Origin of the sequence: Mesorhizobium sp. B1-1-8 (assembly GCF_006442795.2) — a bacterium.
Taxonomy (GTDB): domain Bacteria; phylum Pseudomonadota; class Alphaproteobacteria; order Rhizobiales; family Rhizobiaceae; genus Mesorhizobium.
In genome coordinates this window covers 5,191,446-5,209,110 of the sequence record NZ_CP083956.1, presented here as the reverse complement: position 1 = coordinate 5,209,110, position 17,665 = coordinate 5,191,446, and the positions used below count along the sequence as shown (strand labels likewise).

The 17,665-nt window shown below is 64.3% G+C and carries 11 protein-coding genes; 3 read left to right on the top strand and 8 right to left on the bottom strand.

From position 1 onward, the window contains the following. Nucleotides 1-77 precede the first annotated feature (77 nt). Nucleotides 78-575: a DUF6931 family protein gene (locus FJ974_RS25530; protein ID WP_226891386.1), complete on the bottom strand. Its 498-nt coding sequence runs from the start codon at nt 573-575 to the stop codon at nt 78-80. Between the two features lie 242 nt (nt 576-817). Here FJ974_RS25530 and FJ974_RS25525 point away from each other — a divergent pair, with 242 nt between their 5' ends. After that, a complete protein-coding gene (locus FJ974_RS25525) occupies nt 818-1,375 on the top strand; it encodes an OmpA family protein (protein ID WP_181177110.1) in 558 nt (185 codons plus the stop codon). 312 nt (nt 1,376-1,687) lie between these two features. On the opposite strand, the gene FJ974_RS25520 is transcribed toward FJ974_RS25525, so the two are convergent. From FJ974_RS25520 to tagH, 7 genes are all read right to left on the bottom strand, one after another. Continuing rightward, nucleotides 1,688-4,120, bottom strand: a complete 2,433-nt coding sequence (locus FJ974_RS25520) for a M23 family metallopeptidase (RefSeq protein WP_140533099.1) — start codon at nt 4,118-4,120, stop codon at nt 1,688-1,690. Next, nucleotides 4,117-4,617, bottom strand: coding sequence for a DUF1036 domain-containing protein (locus FJ974_RS25515; protein WP_181177111.1), 501 nt, complete (start codon nt 4,615-4,617; stop codon nt 4,117-4,119). The genes FJ974_RS25520 and FJ974_RS25515 overlap by 4 nt, the downstream gene beginning before the upstream one ends. An 11-nt stretch (nt 4,618-4,628) precedes the next feature. Beyond that, nucleotides 4,629-7,286 (bottom strand): serine/threonine-protein kinase, encoded by a 2,658-nt coding sequence (locus FJ974_RS25510; RefSeq protein WP_140533100.1) that lies wholly within the window; start codon nt 7,284-7,286, stop codon nt 4,629-4,631. A gap of 5 nt (nt 7,287-7,291) precedes the next feature. Then, entirely contained in the window at nt 7,292-8,065 is a 774-nt protein-coding gene (locus FJ974_RS25505; protein WP_140533101.1) for a PP2C family protein-serine/threonine phosphatase, read from the bottom strand. A gap of 153 nt (nt 8,066-8,218) precedes the next feature. Further along, nucleotides 8,219-11,746 (bottom strand): type VI secretion system membrane subunit TssM, encoded by a 3,528-nt coding sequence (tssM, locus tag FJ974_RS25500; RefSeq protein WP_140533102.1) that lies wholly within the window; start codon nt 11,744-11,746, stop codon nt 8,219-8,221. Between the two features lie 22 nt (nt 11,747-11,768). After that, complete coding sequence (tssL, locus tag FJ974_RS25495) at nt 11,769-13,289, bottom strand: type VI secretion system protein TssL, long form (protein ID WP_140533103.1); 1,521 nt, start codon at nt 13,287-13,289, stop codon at nt 11,769-11,771. A gap of 293 nt (nt 13,290-13,582) precedes the next feature. Next, nucleotides 13,583-14,647, bottom strand: coding sequence for a type VI secretion system-associated FHA domain protein TagH (tagH, locus tag FJ974_RS25490; protein ID WP_140533104.1), 1,065 nt, complete (start codon nt 14,645-14,647; stop codon nt 13,583-13,585). 248 nt (nt 14,648-14,895) lie between these two features. Between tagH and tssI the strand changes: the two genes are divergently transcribed. After that, nucleotides 14,896-17,223 (top strand): type VI secretion system tip protein VgrG, encoded by a 2,328-nt coding sequence (gene tssI, locus FJ974_RS25485; protein ID WP_140533105.1) that lies wholly within the window; start codon nt 14,896-14,898, stop codon nt 17,221-17,223. A gap of 10 nt (nt 17,224-17,233) precedes the next feature. After that, on the top strand, nt 17,234-17,656 hold the full coding sequence (locus FJ974_RS25480; RefSeq protein WP_140533106.1) for a DUF6484 domain-containing protein: 423 nt from the start codon (nt 17,234-17,236) through the stop codon (nt 17,654-17,656). The last annotated feature ends 9 nt before the right edge of the window (nt 17,657-17,665 follow it).

Genomic DNA, 17,665 nt, shown 5'->3' with positions numbered 1-17,665 from the left:
TGCCGGTATCGAGATAGGTTGGCCCGGGCAGGGGGGCGTTCCATTCCCATATTCGAAGTCGTCCCGATCGGGGGGAGTTAATAGGCGTCAGCTGACTGCCGCTGCGCCTCCATCTCCGCCATCTGGATGCCCATTTCGACAAAGGCCGAAAGAACCGCGAAGCGGTCCGCGAGCGATACGCGCGCCAGCCCTGCCAGAATCCCGGCGCTGATCGCATGGGCGGCAGGAAATCCGGCCGGCGCCATGGCGACGGCCGAGCCGTTGTCGCGCCAACCCGCGGCCAGCACGATCCAGCCAGCCGGCGTCGCCGGCGGCATATCCACGGCCTCGCTCACCGCCGCGCGATGCTGGAGGTTGTCGGGTTCGCCGACCCAGTCGCGGACCAGCACCAGCAGTTCGAGATCCCTGTCGCCAAGCAGTTCGGCAAGATGGGTCAGGCACTCATGCGCCCACCAGACCGCGGCCCGCTCGGGCAGCAGATAGGCGCAGAAGGTGATTGCCTCCTCCGGCACGCGCCCAGCCAGCAAGGCGCGGCAGAACTCGATCGGGGGCTGATCGGTTGGAGGCGCTTTCATGTCCCCGGCGATGGCGGGACAAGCAAGGAAGAGATCCTTTGCCGTGCTGAAACGGAGCTCATTGGCCATGGCTGCCTCACACCAGGGAATAAACACTCAAGCCCCAGGCGGGGGCGCCGGTCAAGCCTCAGCTTTTGGCACGCGGCAATCGCCGGCAACGTGTGTTTGTTCACAGACAATCGCTTCGGAATTTGATATCATCCACAGCTGCGAAATCCGGCACCTGGACAGGAGTAGATCTCATGCGGTGGGCCAGTTCAGCCTTTGCATTGGCGGCCGTGCTTTTTTCGACGCACGTTTTCGCCGATCCGCTTCAGAAATCGGAAGACATCGTGAAATTCTTCACCGGCGCGGGAAATCTCGGCGCCTCGCGCGGCATCTGTGTCGGCACCGAGGAAGAGTGCAAGAGCAAGACCGACAAGAGCGGCGCGGCCGAGCAAAAGAGCGGCGCAGCCGAGCAGAAGACCGGCCTCGATATGATGATCAATTTCGGCCTGGATTCAGCCCAGCTCGATCCGACCGCGCGCAGCGAACTCGACGAATTCGCCAAGGCGCTGAAAGACAACCGGCTGAGCTCGTTCAGCTTCGTCGTCGAGGGCCATACCGATGCTTCGGGTTCGGCGCGCTACAATCAGGAACTGTCGCAGCGAAGGGCGCAGTCGGTGGCCGCCTTCCTGACGGCGAACGGCGTCGACGCTGCCCGGCTCGAGGCGATCGGCTTGGGCAAAACGCATCCGCGCAGCGCCAACCCTTACGATCCGGTCAACCGCCGGGTCGAGATGCGGATCAGGACCGAGTAGCGGCACCCGGCACCGGAGCGTCCGAGAGGTATTTGGCGGGCGGCCGCAATTACTCAAAACGCAGATAGCCAGGAGCGGTTCGGATGGTTCCGAACCGCTTTTGGCTTGCTTGTCTCAGGGCTTGGCCTGTCTCAGGGCTTATGAAGCGCGCCGCCCACCGCGATGCCGGTCCCGAAGATCAGTGCGAGGACGATCCGCCGCCGCCGAACGACAATAACGACTTCCTGACCAAGGCGTAATCTACCATCCGCGGGCCTGAAAACCCAATCCGCGTGAGGGCTGACTGCGGCCTGCCCGAAGTTGAACCCGGGGTTAGCCAGGCTCGACCGCATTTTGAATCGAATTGACCAGCGCCGTTATGGCCTGCTTGTATTTTTCGAACTCCGGTGACGTCTGGCGGATTTCCGTCGTGGTCGTTGTCGGCTGGCTCGTATCAGTGGCCACCCGGGTCACCTTCTGGCCCATTTTGCGCTCGGCCCAATCCACGACATAGCTGGCGGTCTTGCCGGTGAGGAACGGGTTGGCCTGGATAACCGAAGCCCCGAGCACTGCGCTCAATTGCGACGAGCCCGGCGCCGCCAGTACCTGATGCGCGCCTTCCATGCCGAGGAAATGGCAGAGATAGAGGCGCCCGGCGGTGATCTGGTGGCCGCGCGCGCGCAGATAGGCTTCGCCTTCGCGCGCCAGGTTGCGCACCATCTCGCGCGAAAGCGTGAAATCGTAGCGAAGCGCGAGCAGGTCGGCCGTCGACAGCGTCCTCGCCAGATCGGGACGATAGGTGTTCATCATCCTGATCCAGGTCTTGGAGATGAACTGGCCGGCGCCGGTCGCCGAGGAAAGCGGGTTCTTGGCCCGCGCGCTGCCGCCGCTTTCGACATGGACGATGCGGTCGGTCAGCGTCTCCACGGCGGCATCGGCAGAACCGGAAGAACCGGCGGAATCGCTGGAAGCATAGGCGGCAACCGCGGTGACTGTCCCCAGCGGATCGATCGCCTCGCCGTTCTGGTAGAGCTCGAAATGAAGATGCGGCCCGGTGGAAAGCCCCGTGGTGCCGATATAGCCGATGACGTCGCCGGCCTTCACCTTGGTGCCGACGCCGCTTGCGATGGCGAATTTCTGCATATGCGCGTAGCGCGTCTCACGCCCGTTGGCATGCGCGATCTTCACCAGATTGCCATAGCTGCCGCCATCGCCCTGGAAAGAAATCTCGCCGTCGAAGGCGGCCAAGATCGGCGTGCCGACCGGAGCGGCCCAGTCGACGCCCTTGTGGATGCGAACCGTGCCGAGGATCGGATGCTTGCGCGGGCCGAAGGTCGAGGTCATCACCCCGCTCACCGGCGTGACCATGCCGTTGGTGACGGCTAGCGAGCGGACCTGATCATCACCCGTGACGCAGGCGAACTGGCCGTCGCTCTGCTGGAAGACGAAGCACTCGAGGCTCTTGCCGCCCTGGACGCCCACATAAAGAACCCGCCCGGAAGATTGATCGTTGCCGCGCGGCGTCTGCGAATAGATCAGCACCAGACGCTGGTCCTCGCTGGCGAAGGCGTCCAGATCCTGTCCTCTCGATAGATACATGATCGCCTCGCCGATGACGCTGGTCGGAACCTTGTTGCGCGCCGCCGTCGAATAGATCGCGTCGAGCAGGCGGTACTGGCGCTTGGGCCCGCCGGTGTCGGCTGCGCCCGAATAATGGAACAGGTCCTCGCGCACCCACGGATCGACGCCCGACACGAAGGCGCCCGCCGCGTTGCGCGTCAGCGTGCCGACATAGACATTCCTGGCGTAGATCGAAACCTGCATGAGCGACATCGTCGTCGTTTCGCGCGTCGGCCTGAAGCCTCGCATGGCCACGACATAGCCGGCTTCCAGGCCGTCGCGGTTGAACAGCGTCTTCAACGCCTCGCTGGCCAGCTTTGCATCCTCGGCGGAGAAATGCGCGTCGAGCGCCACGCTGTCCAGGCTACGGTCGTTGAGGATTTTTACGAAAGTGTCCTCGGTCGCCTCGAAGCGCTGGTATTCGCTGGTGACAGTCGCGACGCTGGTGTTGTTCTCGATCTCGGTTTTCTTGAAGGCCGGCAGCGCCGCCTCGCCCTGGTCGATGGTCTCTCCCCAGCCGGCTTCGGGATCGTCGGCATCGGCCTTGGGCGCGACACCGGCCGGAGCCGCTTCCGTATCGGGCGATGCCTGGAGGTCGTTCTCCAGATCGCTTTGCTGATCGTCGGGTGCCGCGGCCGGGGCGCTTTGCTGGTCGTCGGGCGCCGTCGCAGGAGATGTCGGGGCGGTCTGCCGCTGCGCCTGGAAAAAGGCGAAATCCTCCTGCGTCGACGGGATCGTCGTCATGAACTTTTCGCTGGCGCTCAGCATCACGTCGGAGAGGATTTCGATCTGCGGCGAAGCTCCGGAACTGTCGAGCTCGGCCGGGCGCGCCACCTTGTGGCCTCTCGAGGCGGTGTCGGCGTCGGGCGCAAGCGTGATCCACATCGGGTCCCCGGCGAGATCGATGATGGCCGGCACATAGACCGAGGCGTCGGGCGGCAAGTCCTCGGTGCCCTCGACAGGCTGCAGGTCCTCGTCCTCATCACCGAATGACCAATAGTCCCTGGTGAGGTAGAAACCCGTGGCGACCGAAACCACGGCGAGCGCGGCAAGGCTGCCAAGGATCCTGCGCCAGAGACGGCGCCTGCGCTCGGCCAGCCGCGCCTGCTTCTTCGCCTTGAAGCTGGTGTCGATGCTGTGCGTCACGGGCTGTTTCCGGTCAGGAAATACGTCCAGCGTGCCTGCTCGAGCGTGTCGACTTCGACGAACTGCGCCGCGATATGGCCGCGCTGCCAGCATTCCTCGATGCCGCGTATCGAGAAGCGGCGCCGGTCGATGCACATTTCGGTCGAGCCGTTCAGGATCGCGTGGCCGAAGACGTCCGTCGCATAGATGTAGATGTAGCGGTTGGCCAGTTCCTCGCGGATGACATTGACGCATTGGTTGGCGCCGATGGTCCACCAGCCGTCGGTCTGGTCGGCATTGTCGACCTTCTGGCCGACGGCGAGATTGACGACGTCCAGCGTCTGGTTGCAGACGGTAAATTCGGCATGCGCCTCGCCGGCTGAGAGGATTGAGAGCAGCACCCCGCCGAGCAGCGCGGCAAGTTTCGTGCGGCCCGCTGCGTCACACAAGACGTAAAACCAGCCACGCTCCTTGCGTGACGGGGACGGGAAGGAAAAACGCGGGCCGCGGACTTCCATCGGCGTCCATGCTATCCGCCAAGGCGGAAATATTTGGCGGTAGCGGAGAAGTCGGCCCCATCGGCTTCGATCTCTTCGAGGATCTTTGGCAACAGCTCCGAAGCAGGCGTCGGTCTCGAAAACATCGCGGCCTGGATATCCTTGGGCCCGGTGATCACCAGCATGATCTGCGGCAGGGCTTTGCCGGCCGCCTTGTCGGCGGCGCCGAGGCCGATCGGAATGTTGAAGGTCGCCTTGTCCGCCTGCGCGACGAGGCGGTCGTCGATGTTGAAGGCCATGCCCTTGTGGTCGATCAGCAGCACGTTGGAAACGAGCCCGCCGCGCGTCACCAGCGTGCCGCTGATCGGGGCGCCGTCCGGCACCGATGTCTCATCGAGGACAAGCTGCGGCCTTTCGGTCCCGCTGCGGTCGAGAAAGCGCAGAAACTTGGTTACTTCGCATTGCGGCTGGTCGATGAGACGCACGCTGATGTCCGGCTCGAGGTGGAACCTCGTCTGGAAATCGCTCAGCATCTGCTCGAAGGGCTGGACAGCGGTTCCGAAGCCTTCGATCGCGGCGGACTTGTCCGTTGCCGATGTCAGGCTTGCATAGAAACAGTCGCCGCCGCCGAAATCGCGCACCCAGGAGGCGCGCTGCGCCAGCTCGTCGACGGCCTTCGCTGGCAGCGGGATCGCCGGCTTGGGCAGATTGATGGCGACGTCTGTTTTCTGGGGCTGTTTGGCCGTTGGCACTTGCGGTTGCGGGCCTGTGTTTTCCGCTTCCGCTTGGCTCGGCTGCTGCTCTTTGGGCGTTGCCGGCTGGCTGGCCGGCCGCACGGGTGTCTGGCTTTCCGCAGCCTTTGGCGGTGAGGTCGGCATCGGCGATGTCTCGGCCGGCGGCAGGGCAGGAGCAACCTTGGCGGGCGGCGGAGCCGTCCCCTGATCGTTGCTGGCGACGCTCTGCGGCTGGGTGACCGGCGGTATCGGCTTCTCAGCCGCTGGCGCGGGTGCATTTTTGGCGGGCGCCGAAGCCGGCTCTTGCTTGGCTACGCTCTTTGGCTGGATGGCAGGCGGGGCCGGTTTCTCAGCTGGCGCGGGTGCGACCTTCGCGGGCGGAGCCGTCCGCTGGCTGTCGCTGGCCACAGTTTCCGGCTGGGCGGCTGGCGGCGTTTTCTGGGCGGGCTGCCGAGCCTCCGTTGCGGGAGACTGCTCGGGCCTGACGGTGGGCACGGGAATTTCGGCCGGCTGTATGGGCTCCGGCTTTTGGTCGGCTGCGGCATCCGCTTGTTTTTCGACGGGCGCCGACTTGGCCTGCGTCTGAGGCAGCGCAGGCGGGACGGGCTTTGCCGGCTCATTGCCAGCGGCGGCATCGGGGTTTGGCGCTTCCGGTTGAGGCTTGGGCAATGCTCCCGGCGGAGGCTTGGGCGCCTCCGCCGCAGGCTTGGGCGTCTCTGCCGCAGGCTTGGGCACAGGTTTCGGCGAAAGCGGCGCATTCTTTTCCGTCACCGGCGGCTGAGGCGTCATGAAGCCGCCGAAATATAGGCCTGCTCCTGTCACGGCAACCAGCGCCGCCCCGGCGCTGATGGCGATGGTCGGGATATTCGAGGATTTCCGCTGGATAACCGGTGCCGCCGCCCGGGGCGGCGTGGCCGCCGGCGAAGGTCGCGGCTCCGACAGATGCGCCGGCCGCACATACGGAACGAAACGTTGTTCGCTGGGAGGCGTCGAGGGTTGCATCTTGGAATCCGGCGGCGCCGTCCACACGGCTCTCGGCAGACCCGAACGCTCGCGCGGGGCGAACGATCCCGGCGGCGGCAATGTGGCATCGATATCGTCGTCGCGCGTTGCCCTGGCGATCTCCGCCATGCTGGCCGGCCGGTCGCCCGGATCCGGCTGCAGCATCGCTTCGACCAGATCGCGGAAATCCGGGTCGATGTCGGAGAGATCCGGCACGGTCCTGCGTTTCTCGATCACCTCATATTGCGAGCCGCTCATGTCGAGCGGTTTGCCGCGCAGCGCGGCCGCAAGCACCAATCCGAGGCTGTAGATATCGGATTGCTCGCTGACTTCGCCGCCATAGAGGCCGAGCTGTTCGGGCGAGACGTAGTTGTATTTGCCGGCAAACTTTCCGCCGATCAGCGTTTCGCCGCCGACCGTCGCCGAGCGCGCGATGCCGAAATCGATGATCTTGGCGCGCTCGACCCGTCCTCCCGGCAGGATGATGTTGTCCGGCGACAGGTCGCGGTGGATCGCGCCCGCCTGATGCACGGCGCTGAGGCCCGATGCCAGCCGGTGGCAAAGCTTGCGCGCATCCTTTGGCGCCATGGCGCCGCGCCGCATGACGTCGAACAGCGATTGACCGTCGACAAACTCCATCGCCAGGTAAGGACGGCCGATGCCCGGATCGATGGTGAAGACGTGATAGCGCACCACCGCGTCATGCGACAAATGGTTGAGGATCGACGCTTCCTTGCGGAACAGCGACAGGATCGTCTGGTCGCGGGCGAATTCGGGCAGCACGATCTTGATCGCGACATGGTCGCCGGTCTGGATATTATGGCCGCGATAGACCTCGCCCATGCCGCCGGAGGCGATCCGCTCGTCGAGTTCGTAGATGCCGCTGAGCTGCGTGCCGACGCCGGTATGAGCGAGCGCTGGCGACATCCGCGTCTTGTTGTCGTCGTCGTTCATCTGCCTCAGCCCCGCGCCCTTGACCGATCTGGATGGAGCGAGGGTCCGTTGCGCCCGTCGCCGATCCTGACGAGCACTATGGTGACGTTGTCGGTTCCGCCGCGTGCAAGCACTGTTTCCAGGAGCTCCTCGCACGCCGCCTGCGCCGGCGCCGACTTGACCGCCGCTTCGATCTCGGCGTCGCTGACATGCGCGGTCAGCCCGTCGGTGCTCAGCACGAAGATGTCGCCCGGCATCAGCTCGCCCTGCTGAAAATCGATGACGACCTCGTCGCTGACCCCAACGGCGTGGGTGATGACATTGCGGCGCGGCCAGGTTAGCGCTTCCGTCTCGCTGATCATGCCGCGGTCGAGCAGTTCCTGAACTTCGGTGTGATCTTTCGAAATCTGCGAGATCGCGCCGCCGCGGACCAGGTAGATGCGGCTGTCGCCAGCCCACAGGCCGGCGAAGCGCCCCTCCATGGCGAGCAGGGCGGCGAAGGTCGAGCCGATGGTTATGCCGCGCGTGCGCGATATGTTGCGGATTTCGGCATTGGCGCGGCTCAGCCGGTCCTCGAAGCGGGCGCGAAGGTCCGGCGCCGAGCTGGCGATGCCGATCGTCGCCAGGTGATCGACGATGCTGGCCGAAGCGACTTCGCCGGCCTCATGCCCGCCCATTCCGTCGGCCACCACCCACAGACCGGTGCGCGGCTCGACCAGATAATTGTCCTCATTGTGGTCGCGCACGCAGCCCTTGTGGCTGACGCCGAAGCTTTCGACGGGAAGGGCAACAGTGCTCAATTTGCCACCAAGCGCTGCTCGAGCGTCCTCTGTGACCAACCGCGGGCCGCGTGTTCAGGCCACTTTGCCATAAGCGAAAACATTAGAGTACCGAAATGAACGCCTGATCCGGCGCGGGTCGGGAACAATCTCGCCGGTTGTGGTACCGCCATCTCAGAACGCCTTCGGACAGCTGAATCCCGACAGCGCGGGAAGCAGCAAGGGGTTGGCGGCCGAGCCGGTCTGCATCGTGTAGACGACGTCGCGCCCGCCGATGACGAAGCGCGCTTGCGTGTTGCCGTCCTTGGCCGTGACGGCTGCCTTGTCCAGCAGCCGCTTCAATGCCCAAGGCCCCTCGAACTTGATGCCGGACTCGCGGCCCGGCATTTCCGGCGTCAGGCTGAGGCTCGCGGTAGAGGAAGCCGTGCCGTTCGGCCACGTCACCATGCTCGGTATATTACCTGCCTGGCTGCTCTGGACCGTCTGGCCGTCGACATCGAGCACCGCGCCGTCGGCATCGCCGTTGAGCGAGAACGGCGTGAAGGTGATGCTGACCGACGGCACCGAGCCGCCCGAAGGGAAGAAGGCGTTGCGGATTTCCGCCGCCGACTGGAATGCCTTGAGAGTCGATTTCGCAAGGCCGCGACTGGAACGGACATCCTGCTTCCAGCTCCAGTCCTGGCCGGTCATGTCGATCAGCGGTGCAAGGTTCTGCGCGAAGAACCTGTCCATCAGGCCGCCCGGTGCGAACAATTTGGCGAAATCCGCCATGGAGATTTCTTCCGAGCCGTCGCTGACGAAGGGATAGCGGCCATTGACGGCCTCTTCGCAAGGCCGCGTGACCGTCTGGTCGAGCGTCTGGTTGAGGTTGGCCACGGATGCTTCGGCGACATTGCCTGCAAACTCGTCCGCGGCCGCGTTGACCATGTGCGCGAGCTGCCTCGGCAGGCGCGAGACATTGGCGCGCAGCGTGGAAATCTGCAGCTGCAGGTTCGAATTGACGCGCTCCGCCTGCGAGGGAACATCGGCCGCCAGCTTCACGCTCTGGTAGATGTCGTGGAAATTCTGCGTCAGCGCATCGATCGGGCGGCGTCCGGCGGAACCGCCGACCAGCGCCTGGAACGACCTGAACTGCGCCTCGACATTGGCACCGGCATTCTGCGCGGCGGCCGAGCTTGTGCCGGCGCGGCTCTGCGACTTGCCGCCCGCGATCTGGATGCCGATGCGGGCCAGGCCTTTGGCCATGCTGGCCGTGTCCTGCTCGGCCGTGCCCGCCGGCGCGTCGGTGTCGTTGCGGGTCAGCGCGGTTTCATCGGCGATCGCCGTGAACAGCTGGTCGAGCGGCGAGCCGGGCGAAGCGGCGGCGGAAAGCGCTATGTATTGCGGCTTGTCCTTCAGCATCGCCTTGAACTTCAGCTGGTCGAGGACGCCGTTCCAGGCCGCTGCGAACTCCTTGCCATAGCGATCGATAAGTTCGGGGCCGAGCTTGGGCAGGTCCTGGTTGATGCTGCCCTGTTCGCCGCCGCCGCCCAGAACCCATTGGTCGTCGACGAGCATCTGCGCCATGCGAGACAGCTGCTTGAGGTAAAAGCCATTGAAGCCGGCCCTGGTATAGAGGCCGGGAACACGAAGCCCGGAAAGGTCGCTGCCGTCCGTGCGCTCGAACACCAGCTGCGCCTCCGGTCCGGCTTTGGCGGAAACCGAAAAATCCTCCAGCCTTGCCGCGTACACGGCCGACTTGATCAGCGCCGAGGCACGGTCGGCAAGGCTCATGCGCCCGAGCGATCGTTGCGCGGCCTCGACCAGCGGCTGGTTAAGCTCGAACACAGGATCATAGGCGTCGTCAAGCGCAAGCATGGCCCGCAAATGCTTTTCGAGCTGCGCTCTGCCCTCGCGGTTGTTTTCGCCCGGATAGCGGTTTTCCTCCCAGTCCTGCTTCATCCAGGAAACGATCAGCTCGTCGTCGACCTTCGGCGCCTTGCCGCCCAGCATGAGATAGATCTTCAATGGTTCGTAGAGCGCGATCGGATCGGCCATCTTGGCCTGGATCGTCCGCTCGGCCTGGACCAGCAGGCGAGAACGGAAAGTCCGCTCGAGCGCCTGCCGATAGGCCGTCCTTGACGCCGAGACCAGCCTGTCGCGCTGACTCAACCCGAACGTCTCTTGGACCGGCGTCGGCTGATCGGCGGTGTCGAAACCGGCCGGCAAATTGCGCAATTGGTCGAGCGGGCCGATGACGTTCTCGAGGTCGACATCGGTCACCGTCGTGCTCTTGAGCAGCGCATCCGCCGTATCGCGATACTGGGCCATCGCCTGTCTGGTGGACGCGACCAGCGATTTGTTGGCCGAGAAGCTGAGCCCTGTCACACCCAGCGCCGCCGCGGTGGCCAGCGCGATCACGGCGAGGCCGCCATATCTGGCCAGCGCGGCCCGCCGTTCCACTGCCTTGTCATAGGAAACCAAGCCGCTTTCCGGGAAGATCACGCTGGTCAGAAGATCATGCAGGAAGAAGCTCTTGCCGGTGCCGGACAGATGCGCAGGGGACGCGCTGCCGAAACTTCGGCCGATCGCGCCCAGCACCTGGTCGAAGGGCGTCCCTTCCTGGGTGCCCGACGAGAAATAGAGGCCGCGCAGGCTGACATTCACCTGGGAGCGCGAGGCATCGAACAGGCTGCCGATGAAATACGTTATCCGGCTCTTCAGTGCGCCGAATTGCGCTGGGAAGCCGAAGATGGCTATGCGCGCGACCGGGTCGGCCTCGTCCTGCAGGCGGTCGGAGACTTCCTCCGCCAGGCGCCTGGCCAGCGCGTCGAATTCGGCCGGAGCCGCGCCCACCATGTTCTTGTTGCAGTCGGTGGTCTGGAATGTCGCGCCCCACACCTTGCGCCGGCGCGCCTCGTCGAAATCGCCGAAATAATCCATGAAGCCGGAAACGAGGTCAGCCTTGGTGAACAGCAGATAGACGGGAAACTGGATCATCAGCGTCTCGTGCAGCTCCCGCAGCCGGCTGCGTATCTCGACGACATGGACGTCGAGCTGCTTATCGTCGAGGCTGATCAGGTCCGCTAGGCTGATAGCCAGGACGACGCCGTTGATCGGTTGCCTGGCGCGGTATTTCTTGAGCAGCGCCAGGAAGGCGAGCCAGCTGCTCTTGTCGCGCTCGGCGTTGGAATCCTGCGTCGTATAGCGACCGGCCGTGTCGACCAGCACCGCCTCGTGGGTGAACCACCAGTCGCACGACCGCGTGCCGCCGACGCCCGCCACCGGCTGGGCATTGCCGGATCCGGCAAGCGGAAACTTCAGTCCCGAATTGACCAGCGCCGTCGTCTTGCCGGCGCCGGGTGGGCCGATGACGATGTACCAGGGAATGTCATAGAGGAAATTGCGCTTGCCGCTCGACCGTTTGAGCGTCGCGATCGCCTCGCTCATGCGCGTTTCGAGCACCTGGCTGTCGTCGTTGCGCTCGTCGCTGCGGGCGATTGCCGTTTCGAGCGCCTTTTGCGCCTTGCGTCGCTGCCAGAAGCGGATGCCGTAGAACAGCGCCAGGACGGCAATGGTCACGCCGATGATCGCCGCCCGCAGCCACGCGGACCCAAGCGGCCGGCTATCGGCAAAGTGAACCAATGGCCCGGCATACCAGATGGCCGCCGAGAAGCCGGCCAGGGCGAGCACGCAGACTATCCGCAGCATCCAGCGCATCATTGCCGCATCCCGCCGCGCCCGCTCACAGCGTCTCCTCCTTCGGGATCATCAGGTCGACACGACGGTTCCTGGCGCGGCCTTCGGCTGTTGTGTTGTCGGCGATCGGTTCGTCGTCGCCCTTGCCGTCGACGCTTATCCGCGATGGGTCCTTGAGCGCTTTCGCCATCACCGTTTCCACCGCCTTTGCCCGGGCGACGGAGAGATCGAAATTGGACTTGAACGGGCTCGATTTGCGCGGCTTCACATTGTCGGTATGGCCGACGATCTTGATCGGTCCGGGCTCGGCATCGAATGCCGCGGCGATATCCGCCGCTATCGGCCCGAATTCCTCTCTCGTCTCGGCCTTGCCGAAATCGAACAACACCTGGTTGTTGACCTCCACCACGATGAAATCGCCCTTGGTGCCGACCGTCAGCTCGCCGCCGGCGATCTCCCTGGCGAGCCCCGAGCGGATGCGATCGATCTGGGTGGTGGTGGCAACAGCGGGTGCAGTGGCGGGCGCGGCGGCTTCCACGGGTTCGGCCGACGGCGTCACGCTGGCGCGTTCGATGGTGACCGGCGTCGACGGATTGAGCACCAGCAGCTCGCCGGCGGTGGCATCGCCCTGGTCGGTGATCAAGATGCGCAGGGCAAAGAACACCGCCGTCACCAGCGTCGCGGCGGCGGCCGCGACCGCCCAAAGCGGCAGCCGCATGGATGGCTTTGACATGATGGCCGCCATGCCTTGCCAATGGGGCGAGATGTCTTCCCCGGCGCGCGGCCTGAAATAGCGGAGCGTGTCGTAGACGTCACGCCGGATGCGTTCGAGCGTTTCTCGTTCGCCCGGCAACCCCCGATACTGGCCTTCGAAGCCCAGCGACAGGCAGGCATGCATCAGTTCGAGCACGTCGTAATGTGCCTCTGGGCTGCTCAGGATATTGTTCAGCGCCTCGTAGAAACCGCTGCCCGTCGGCTTGGGATGAAAGAACTGCTTGACTAGGCTGTGCCGAGCCCAGGCGTCCTGCTTCGGCCAGGGCAGGTTGCCGACGAGGTCGTCGGCGGTTTCGCAAAGCGCGAATTTCGCGATCCGCGCGTCTTCCTCGGCTATGCCGGCTTTGCCGATGGCCCGGTCGAACATGTCGACCGCGGCGGCGATATGCTCCGCCAGCGGCGCAGCCTGCTTCTCGACCGGGATGATCCGCAACTGGCCAAACAGCATCAGGAGCGGTGCCGCCGCGCCGAGGATGGGATTTGCAGCAGCGTATTTCACCCCATCTGCGGCATCGAGCAGCGACTGCTGTAGCACCGCCGGTGTCTGCGCCGCCGCAGGGCATCCGGCCACCGCTGCCGCTGCGGGAGCAGCGCCCTGATAGACCACGGTTCCGGACGACCAGCCGGGCGGCATCTGCCGGCCGACGCCAGCGTCGAAAACCGTCGATTCCCGGGCCGGCGACGGTTTGGGTTGCGCGGCATCCGAAGCCGGGCTCGCAGCCGAAGGCCTTCGCCTCGGGGCGCGGATGACGGTCTTGTCCGGCGGCGCGGACGGATCGTCCTTCGAGCTCATCGGCGTTCCACCGTCAAAGCGCGGCGAAAATGTCTTCGGCAGGCGACGCGGCCAGCTTCGCGTCTGTCACGCCGGGTCTTTGAGCTGGGCCGGATGGAAAGGCTCATCTCGCCGAAACATGACATTGCTGCACACGCCCCACGCCGCTTTGCCCGCCAGGCAAGCTTCCCAAGCTATCCTAGTCGCACAAGCAGCTGATTGAAATCGGAAAGCAGCATGACCTGAGAAAGGGGTCCTTCTATGAGACTGGTCACACAGCCATCTGGATCGGCGCCGGGTTCGGTTTCGCCGGCCTATTTCTGCTTGCCGGCCTTGGTATAGGCTTCGCCGAAATAGGCCAGGAAGACATCCAGCATGCCGTTCTCGTGCCGCTCTTCCATCGTGCGCCATGTCGCAACGAGCGCGTCCCATGCCTGGCTCTTCTTCGAGGTAAAGGACGTCGGCGGAATTTTCCTCGCCACCGCTTCGGGCGACAGCTCGTCGAGCAGCCGCGAAAGCGCCGCCTGCATGGCGGCATAGGTGGCGAGCTCGTGCGTCTTCAGGTCGCGGAAAGCGTCCTCGACGCTGTGCGTGGCGTCGAGATAGCCGGCCCGGCGTTTGGCGAACATGATTTCCAGTATGTCGTCGGTTCCAGGCACGAATTTCAGCGGGTTGTTGTCCTCGGCGCCGATCATCGTGCGGTGCGAGCTCTTGGCCAGCACCTTGGCGGCGGCGCGTGCCTTCAAAAGCAGCGACAATTGCTCGACCATCGTTCTCAGCACCGTGCCGATCTCGGCGGCGACTTCATGCGGATCACGCGACTGAAGCAGGTCCGGCGAAATGCCGGCCGCCTTTGCGATCTCGCGCAGCATCGCATCTGCTTGCGGCTGTTGGCCGGCCGGGGCCGCCTGCAGCGCCGAGGACGCCGGCATAGGCGTGGTCTGTCCGGACCGCTGCTGCAGCGGACTGAAGAAAGGCTCGTTGCCGAACTCCAGCGGCCTGCCTGTCGCCGCAGGCAGCTCGCGCTGCGTCGAAGCCTGCCGTGCCTGCGGATGATCGCCACGCTCGTCGTCGATCGACACCGCGATGACATAGCGGCCGATCAGCAGCCGGTCGCCATGGCCGAGCCGATGCGGGCCGGCCAGGCGCTGGCGCGATCCGTTGACGAAGGTCCCGTTGCGCGAGACGTCGTAAAGCCAGAACGCGCCGGCCTGGTAGCGAACCTCGCAGTGGCGGCCCGAGATGAACTTGTCCGGATCGGACAGGGACCAGTCGCAATTCTCGCGCCCGATCTCGAAGCTGCGATCGCGTGCGGCGTAGCTCGCCGGGGTGCCGGCGAGAAGCTGGTCGACATTGCTGATCTGGAGACTGATGAACATCCGCAACCATCGCCCGGCCTGATCGATATTCCGCCATTCTAGCAGCTTGCGAGCGCCGCGGCACCGCAGCGTTTCACGCCGATCGCCCGGAGCCTAAAATACGTCTCCCGCACTTTGGCCGGCATGTGTTAGGCTCCGGCCAGGTCCGGTGGGGTGAATTCGAAACGTTCCCGAACGTGATGCGATTAACATAGCGGGGCGATTCAAATCCATCATACTGGCGGCCGCGTCCAGGAGGGGCACGACCCATGCCGAATGAACGTGCCACGGTTGTGCAGACGCCGGTTGGCGCCGAAACGCTGACCTTTACCCACCTCGTCGGCCGCGACGAGATCAGCCGCTGTTTTGCCTATACGGTCGGCTTCGTCAGCAAGAGCCACGATGTCGACCCGCTGAAAATGCTGGGCGGCGCCGTGTCGGTAGAGGGTGAATCCGATCCGAAGCGTTGGTTCAGCGGCCTGGTATCCGAATTCCGGCTGACGCGTATCGAAGACAAGCTCGCCTACTACGAAGCGGTGGTCAGGCCGTGGCTCTGGTTCCTCGGCAACACCACGGATTGCCGCATCTTCCAGAACATGAACGCCGTCGAGATCGTCGAAAAGATCTTTTCGAAATACGGCACGGCGAAATTCGAGAAGCGGCTGCAAGGCTCCTATCCGACGCGTGAATATTGCGTGCAGTATGACGAGAGCGACCTGGATTTCGTGCAGCGGCTGCTCGAGCATGAAGGCATCTTCTATTTCTTCGAGCATGACGAGGGCAAGCACACGCTTGTGCTCTGCGATGCGATGAGCAAGCTGAAGCCGGCGCCGGGCTACGAGAAGGTGCCCTATAATTTTCAGGGCAACGGCACGCGGCGCGATGTCGAATACATCACCGAATGGATCCCGGGCAGTTCGGTGCGGCCGGGCGCCTATGCCCACACCGACTATGATTTCGAGAAGCCGGGCGCCGACCTGATGGCCAAGTCCGCCCAGCCGTTCAGCCACAAGGAGGCCGCCGGCGAGAACTACCGCCAGCCCGGGGCGCATCTGGATGTCGGGCGCGGCGACAGCCTTGCCGGGATCCGGCGCGAGGAGCTCCAGGCCGTGCACCAACGCATCACCGCCGTCGGCACGGTGCGCGGCTTTTTTTCCGGCTGCACCTTCACGCTGGAGGAGTTTCCGCGCGATGACCAGAACCAGGAATATCTGGTGATCAGCGCCGAATACAGGCTGTTCGATCCGGGCTACCGGACCCAGAACGAGGCCCACAGCGAGAACTACAAGATCGTGCTCGGCGTCGCGCCCAAGGCCCTGCCTTACCGCCCGCCGCGGATCACGCCGCGGCCGATCATGCGCGGACCGCAGACGGCGACGGTGGTCGGCCCGTCGGGCGAGGAAATCTTCACCGACAAATATGCGCGCGTGAAGGTGCAGTTCCACTGGGACCGCCTCGGCAAGAAGGATCAGAATTCCTCCTGTTTCGTGCGGGTGTCGCAGACCTGGGCCGGCAGCGGCTGGGGCTTCATCCAAATCCCGCGCATCGGCCAGGAAGTCATCATCGATTTCATCGAAGGCAACCCAGACCTGCCGATCATCACCGGCCGCGTCTACAACGCTTCGCAGATGCCGCCCTACGGTCTGCCCGGCAACGCCACGCAATCGGGCTGGAAATCCAACTCCTCGAAGGGCGGCGGTGGCTACAACGAACTGATGTTCGAGGACAAGGCCGGCTCCGAGCTGGTCAATTTCCAGGCCCAGAAAGACCACCACCTGCTGATCAAGCACGATCGCAACAAAACCGTCCAGCACGACCAGTCCGACCGCATCGACCACGACGCCAAGCACTCCGTCGGCCACAACCTCGACGAGGACGTCGGCAACAACAAGACCGTCAAGGTCGGCGTCGACCAGACCACCAACATCGGCAATAACGACACCGAGACGGTGGGCGTGAACCGATCGCTGACGGTTGGAGCCAACGAGACGATCCATATCGGGGCGAACTCGACGGAAAACATCGACGCCAACCACTCGCAGACGGTGGCGATCGTGCAGACGATCACGGTCGGCGCTGCGCGCGTTGATACGGTCGGCGCGTCGGAGACGCGAAGCGTCGGCGCGGTGCAGACGAACACCATCGGGGCCTCGCGATCGGTGACGGTGGGTGCGGGGCAGAGCCACAGCATTGGAGCGGCCGACAACTGGACTATCGGCGCTGCGCAGTCGGTTGACGTCGCTGCCGACCAGAGCTTCAACGTCGGCGGCGACCATTCCTCTCTAATCGGCAAGTCACGCGTAGCCAAGATCGCAGCTGACGAGGGTATCGAGGTCGGCGGGGCCTATTCGCTGAAAGTCGCCAAGGCGAGTAGTGTCATCGTGGGCGAAGACGGCACGATGAAGTTCGGCAAGAAGTTGTACATCGAGGCGGCTGACGAGATTGCCCTAAAATGCGGTGACGCTAGCATTGTCCTCAAAAAGGATGGCACGATCAGCATCAAGGGCAAGGACATAACGCTCGACGGCAGCGGCGACATCGACGTCAAGGCCGACGGCAAAGCCAAGATCAAAGGCAGCAGTGTTCACAACAATTGAGGGCCGAGCTATGGACGTTGTGGAGCGTATTGACGGTGTGGTCATCGGGCTGCTGATCGGTTTCGATGAGGGCATGCCGCTCGTCGTTTTTGTCGGCAATCCCAGTGACAAGGCGCTCAAGGCCCGCAGCCTCGCCGTCCTCGACGGCTCCTCTGTCGGCTCCGAAGTGGCGCTGCTGTTCGAAGCAGGTGACCCCACCCGGCCGCTTGTGGTCGGACGCATCGTCGATCCACGCCGCGATCCGCAACCGGTTGAGGTGCTGCGCGGCGGCGAGACGGTGACCCTGGACGCGCGCGAGCGCATCGAACTCAGGTGTGGCTTGGCGTCCATCATTCTGGAGAAGAACGGTCGCGTCTCCATTCGTGGCACGCAACTCAATAGCCATGCGACCGGTACGAACTGGATACGAGGCGCGGCCGTTCATCTGAATTAGGCTTGGCCG

Excerpts from the sequence above, each read along its gene's own strand:
- tssM (WP_140533102.1), bottom strand. The coding sequence starts at position 11,746 with ATGATGCGCTGGATGCTGCGGATAGTCTGCGTGCTCGCCCTGGCCGGC.
- tssI (WP_140533105.1), top strand. The coding sequence starts at position 14,896 with ATGCCGAATGAACGTGCCACGGTTGTGCAGACGCCGGTTGGCGCCGAA.
- FJ974_RS25530 (WP_226891386.1), bottom strand. The coding sequence starts at position 575 with ATGAAAGCGCCTCCAACCGATCAGCCCCCGATCGAGTTCTGCCGCGCC.
- FJ974_RS25480 (WP_140533106.1), top strand. The coding sequence starts at position 17,234 with ATGGACGTTGTGGAGCGTATTGACGGTGTGGTCATCGGGCTGCTGATC.
- FJ974_RS25515 (WP_181177111.1), bottom strand. The coding sequence starts at position 4,617 with ATGGAAGTCCGCGGCCCGCGTTTTTCCTTCCCGTCCCCGTCACGCAAG.
- tagH (WP_140533104.1), bottom strand. The coding sequence starts at position 14,647 with ATGTTCATCAGTCTCCAGATCAGCAATGTCGACCAGCTTCTCGCCGGC.
- tssL (WP_140533103.1), bottom strand. The coding sequence starts at position 13,289 with ATGAGCTCGAAGGACGATCCGTCCGCGCCGCCGGACAAGACCGTCATC.
- FJ974_RS25510 (WP_140533100.1), bottom strand. The coding sequence starts at position 7,286 with ATGAACGACGACGACAACAAGACGCGGATGTCGCCAGCGCTCGCTCAT.
- FJ974_RS25525 (WP_181177110.1), top strand. The coding sequence starts at position 818 with ATGCGGTGGGCCAGTTCAGCCTTTGCATTGGCGGCCGTGCTTTTTTCG.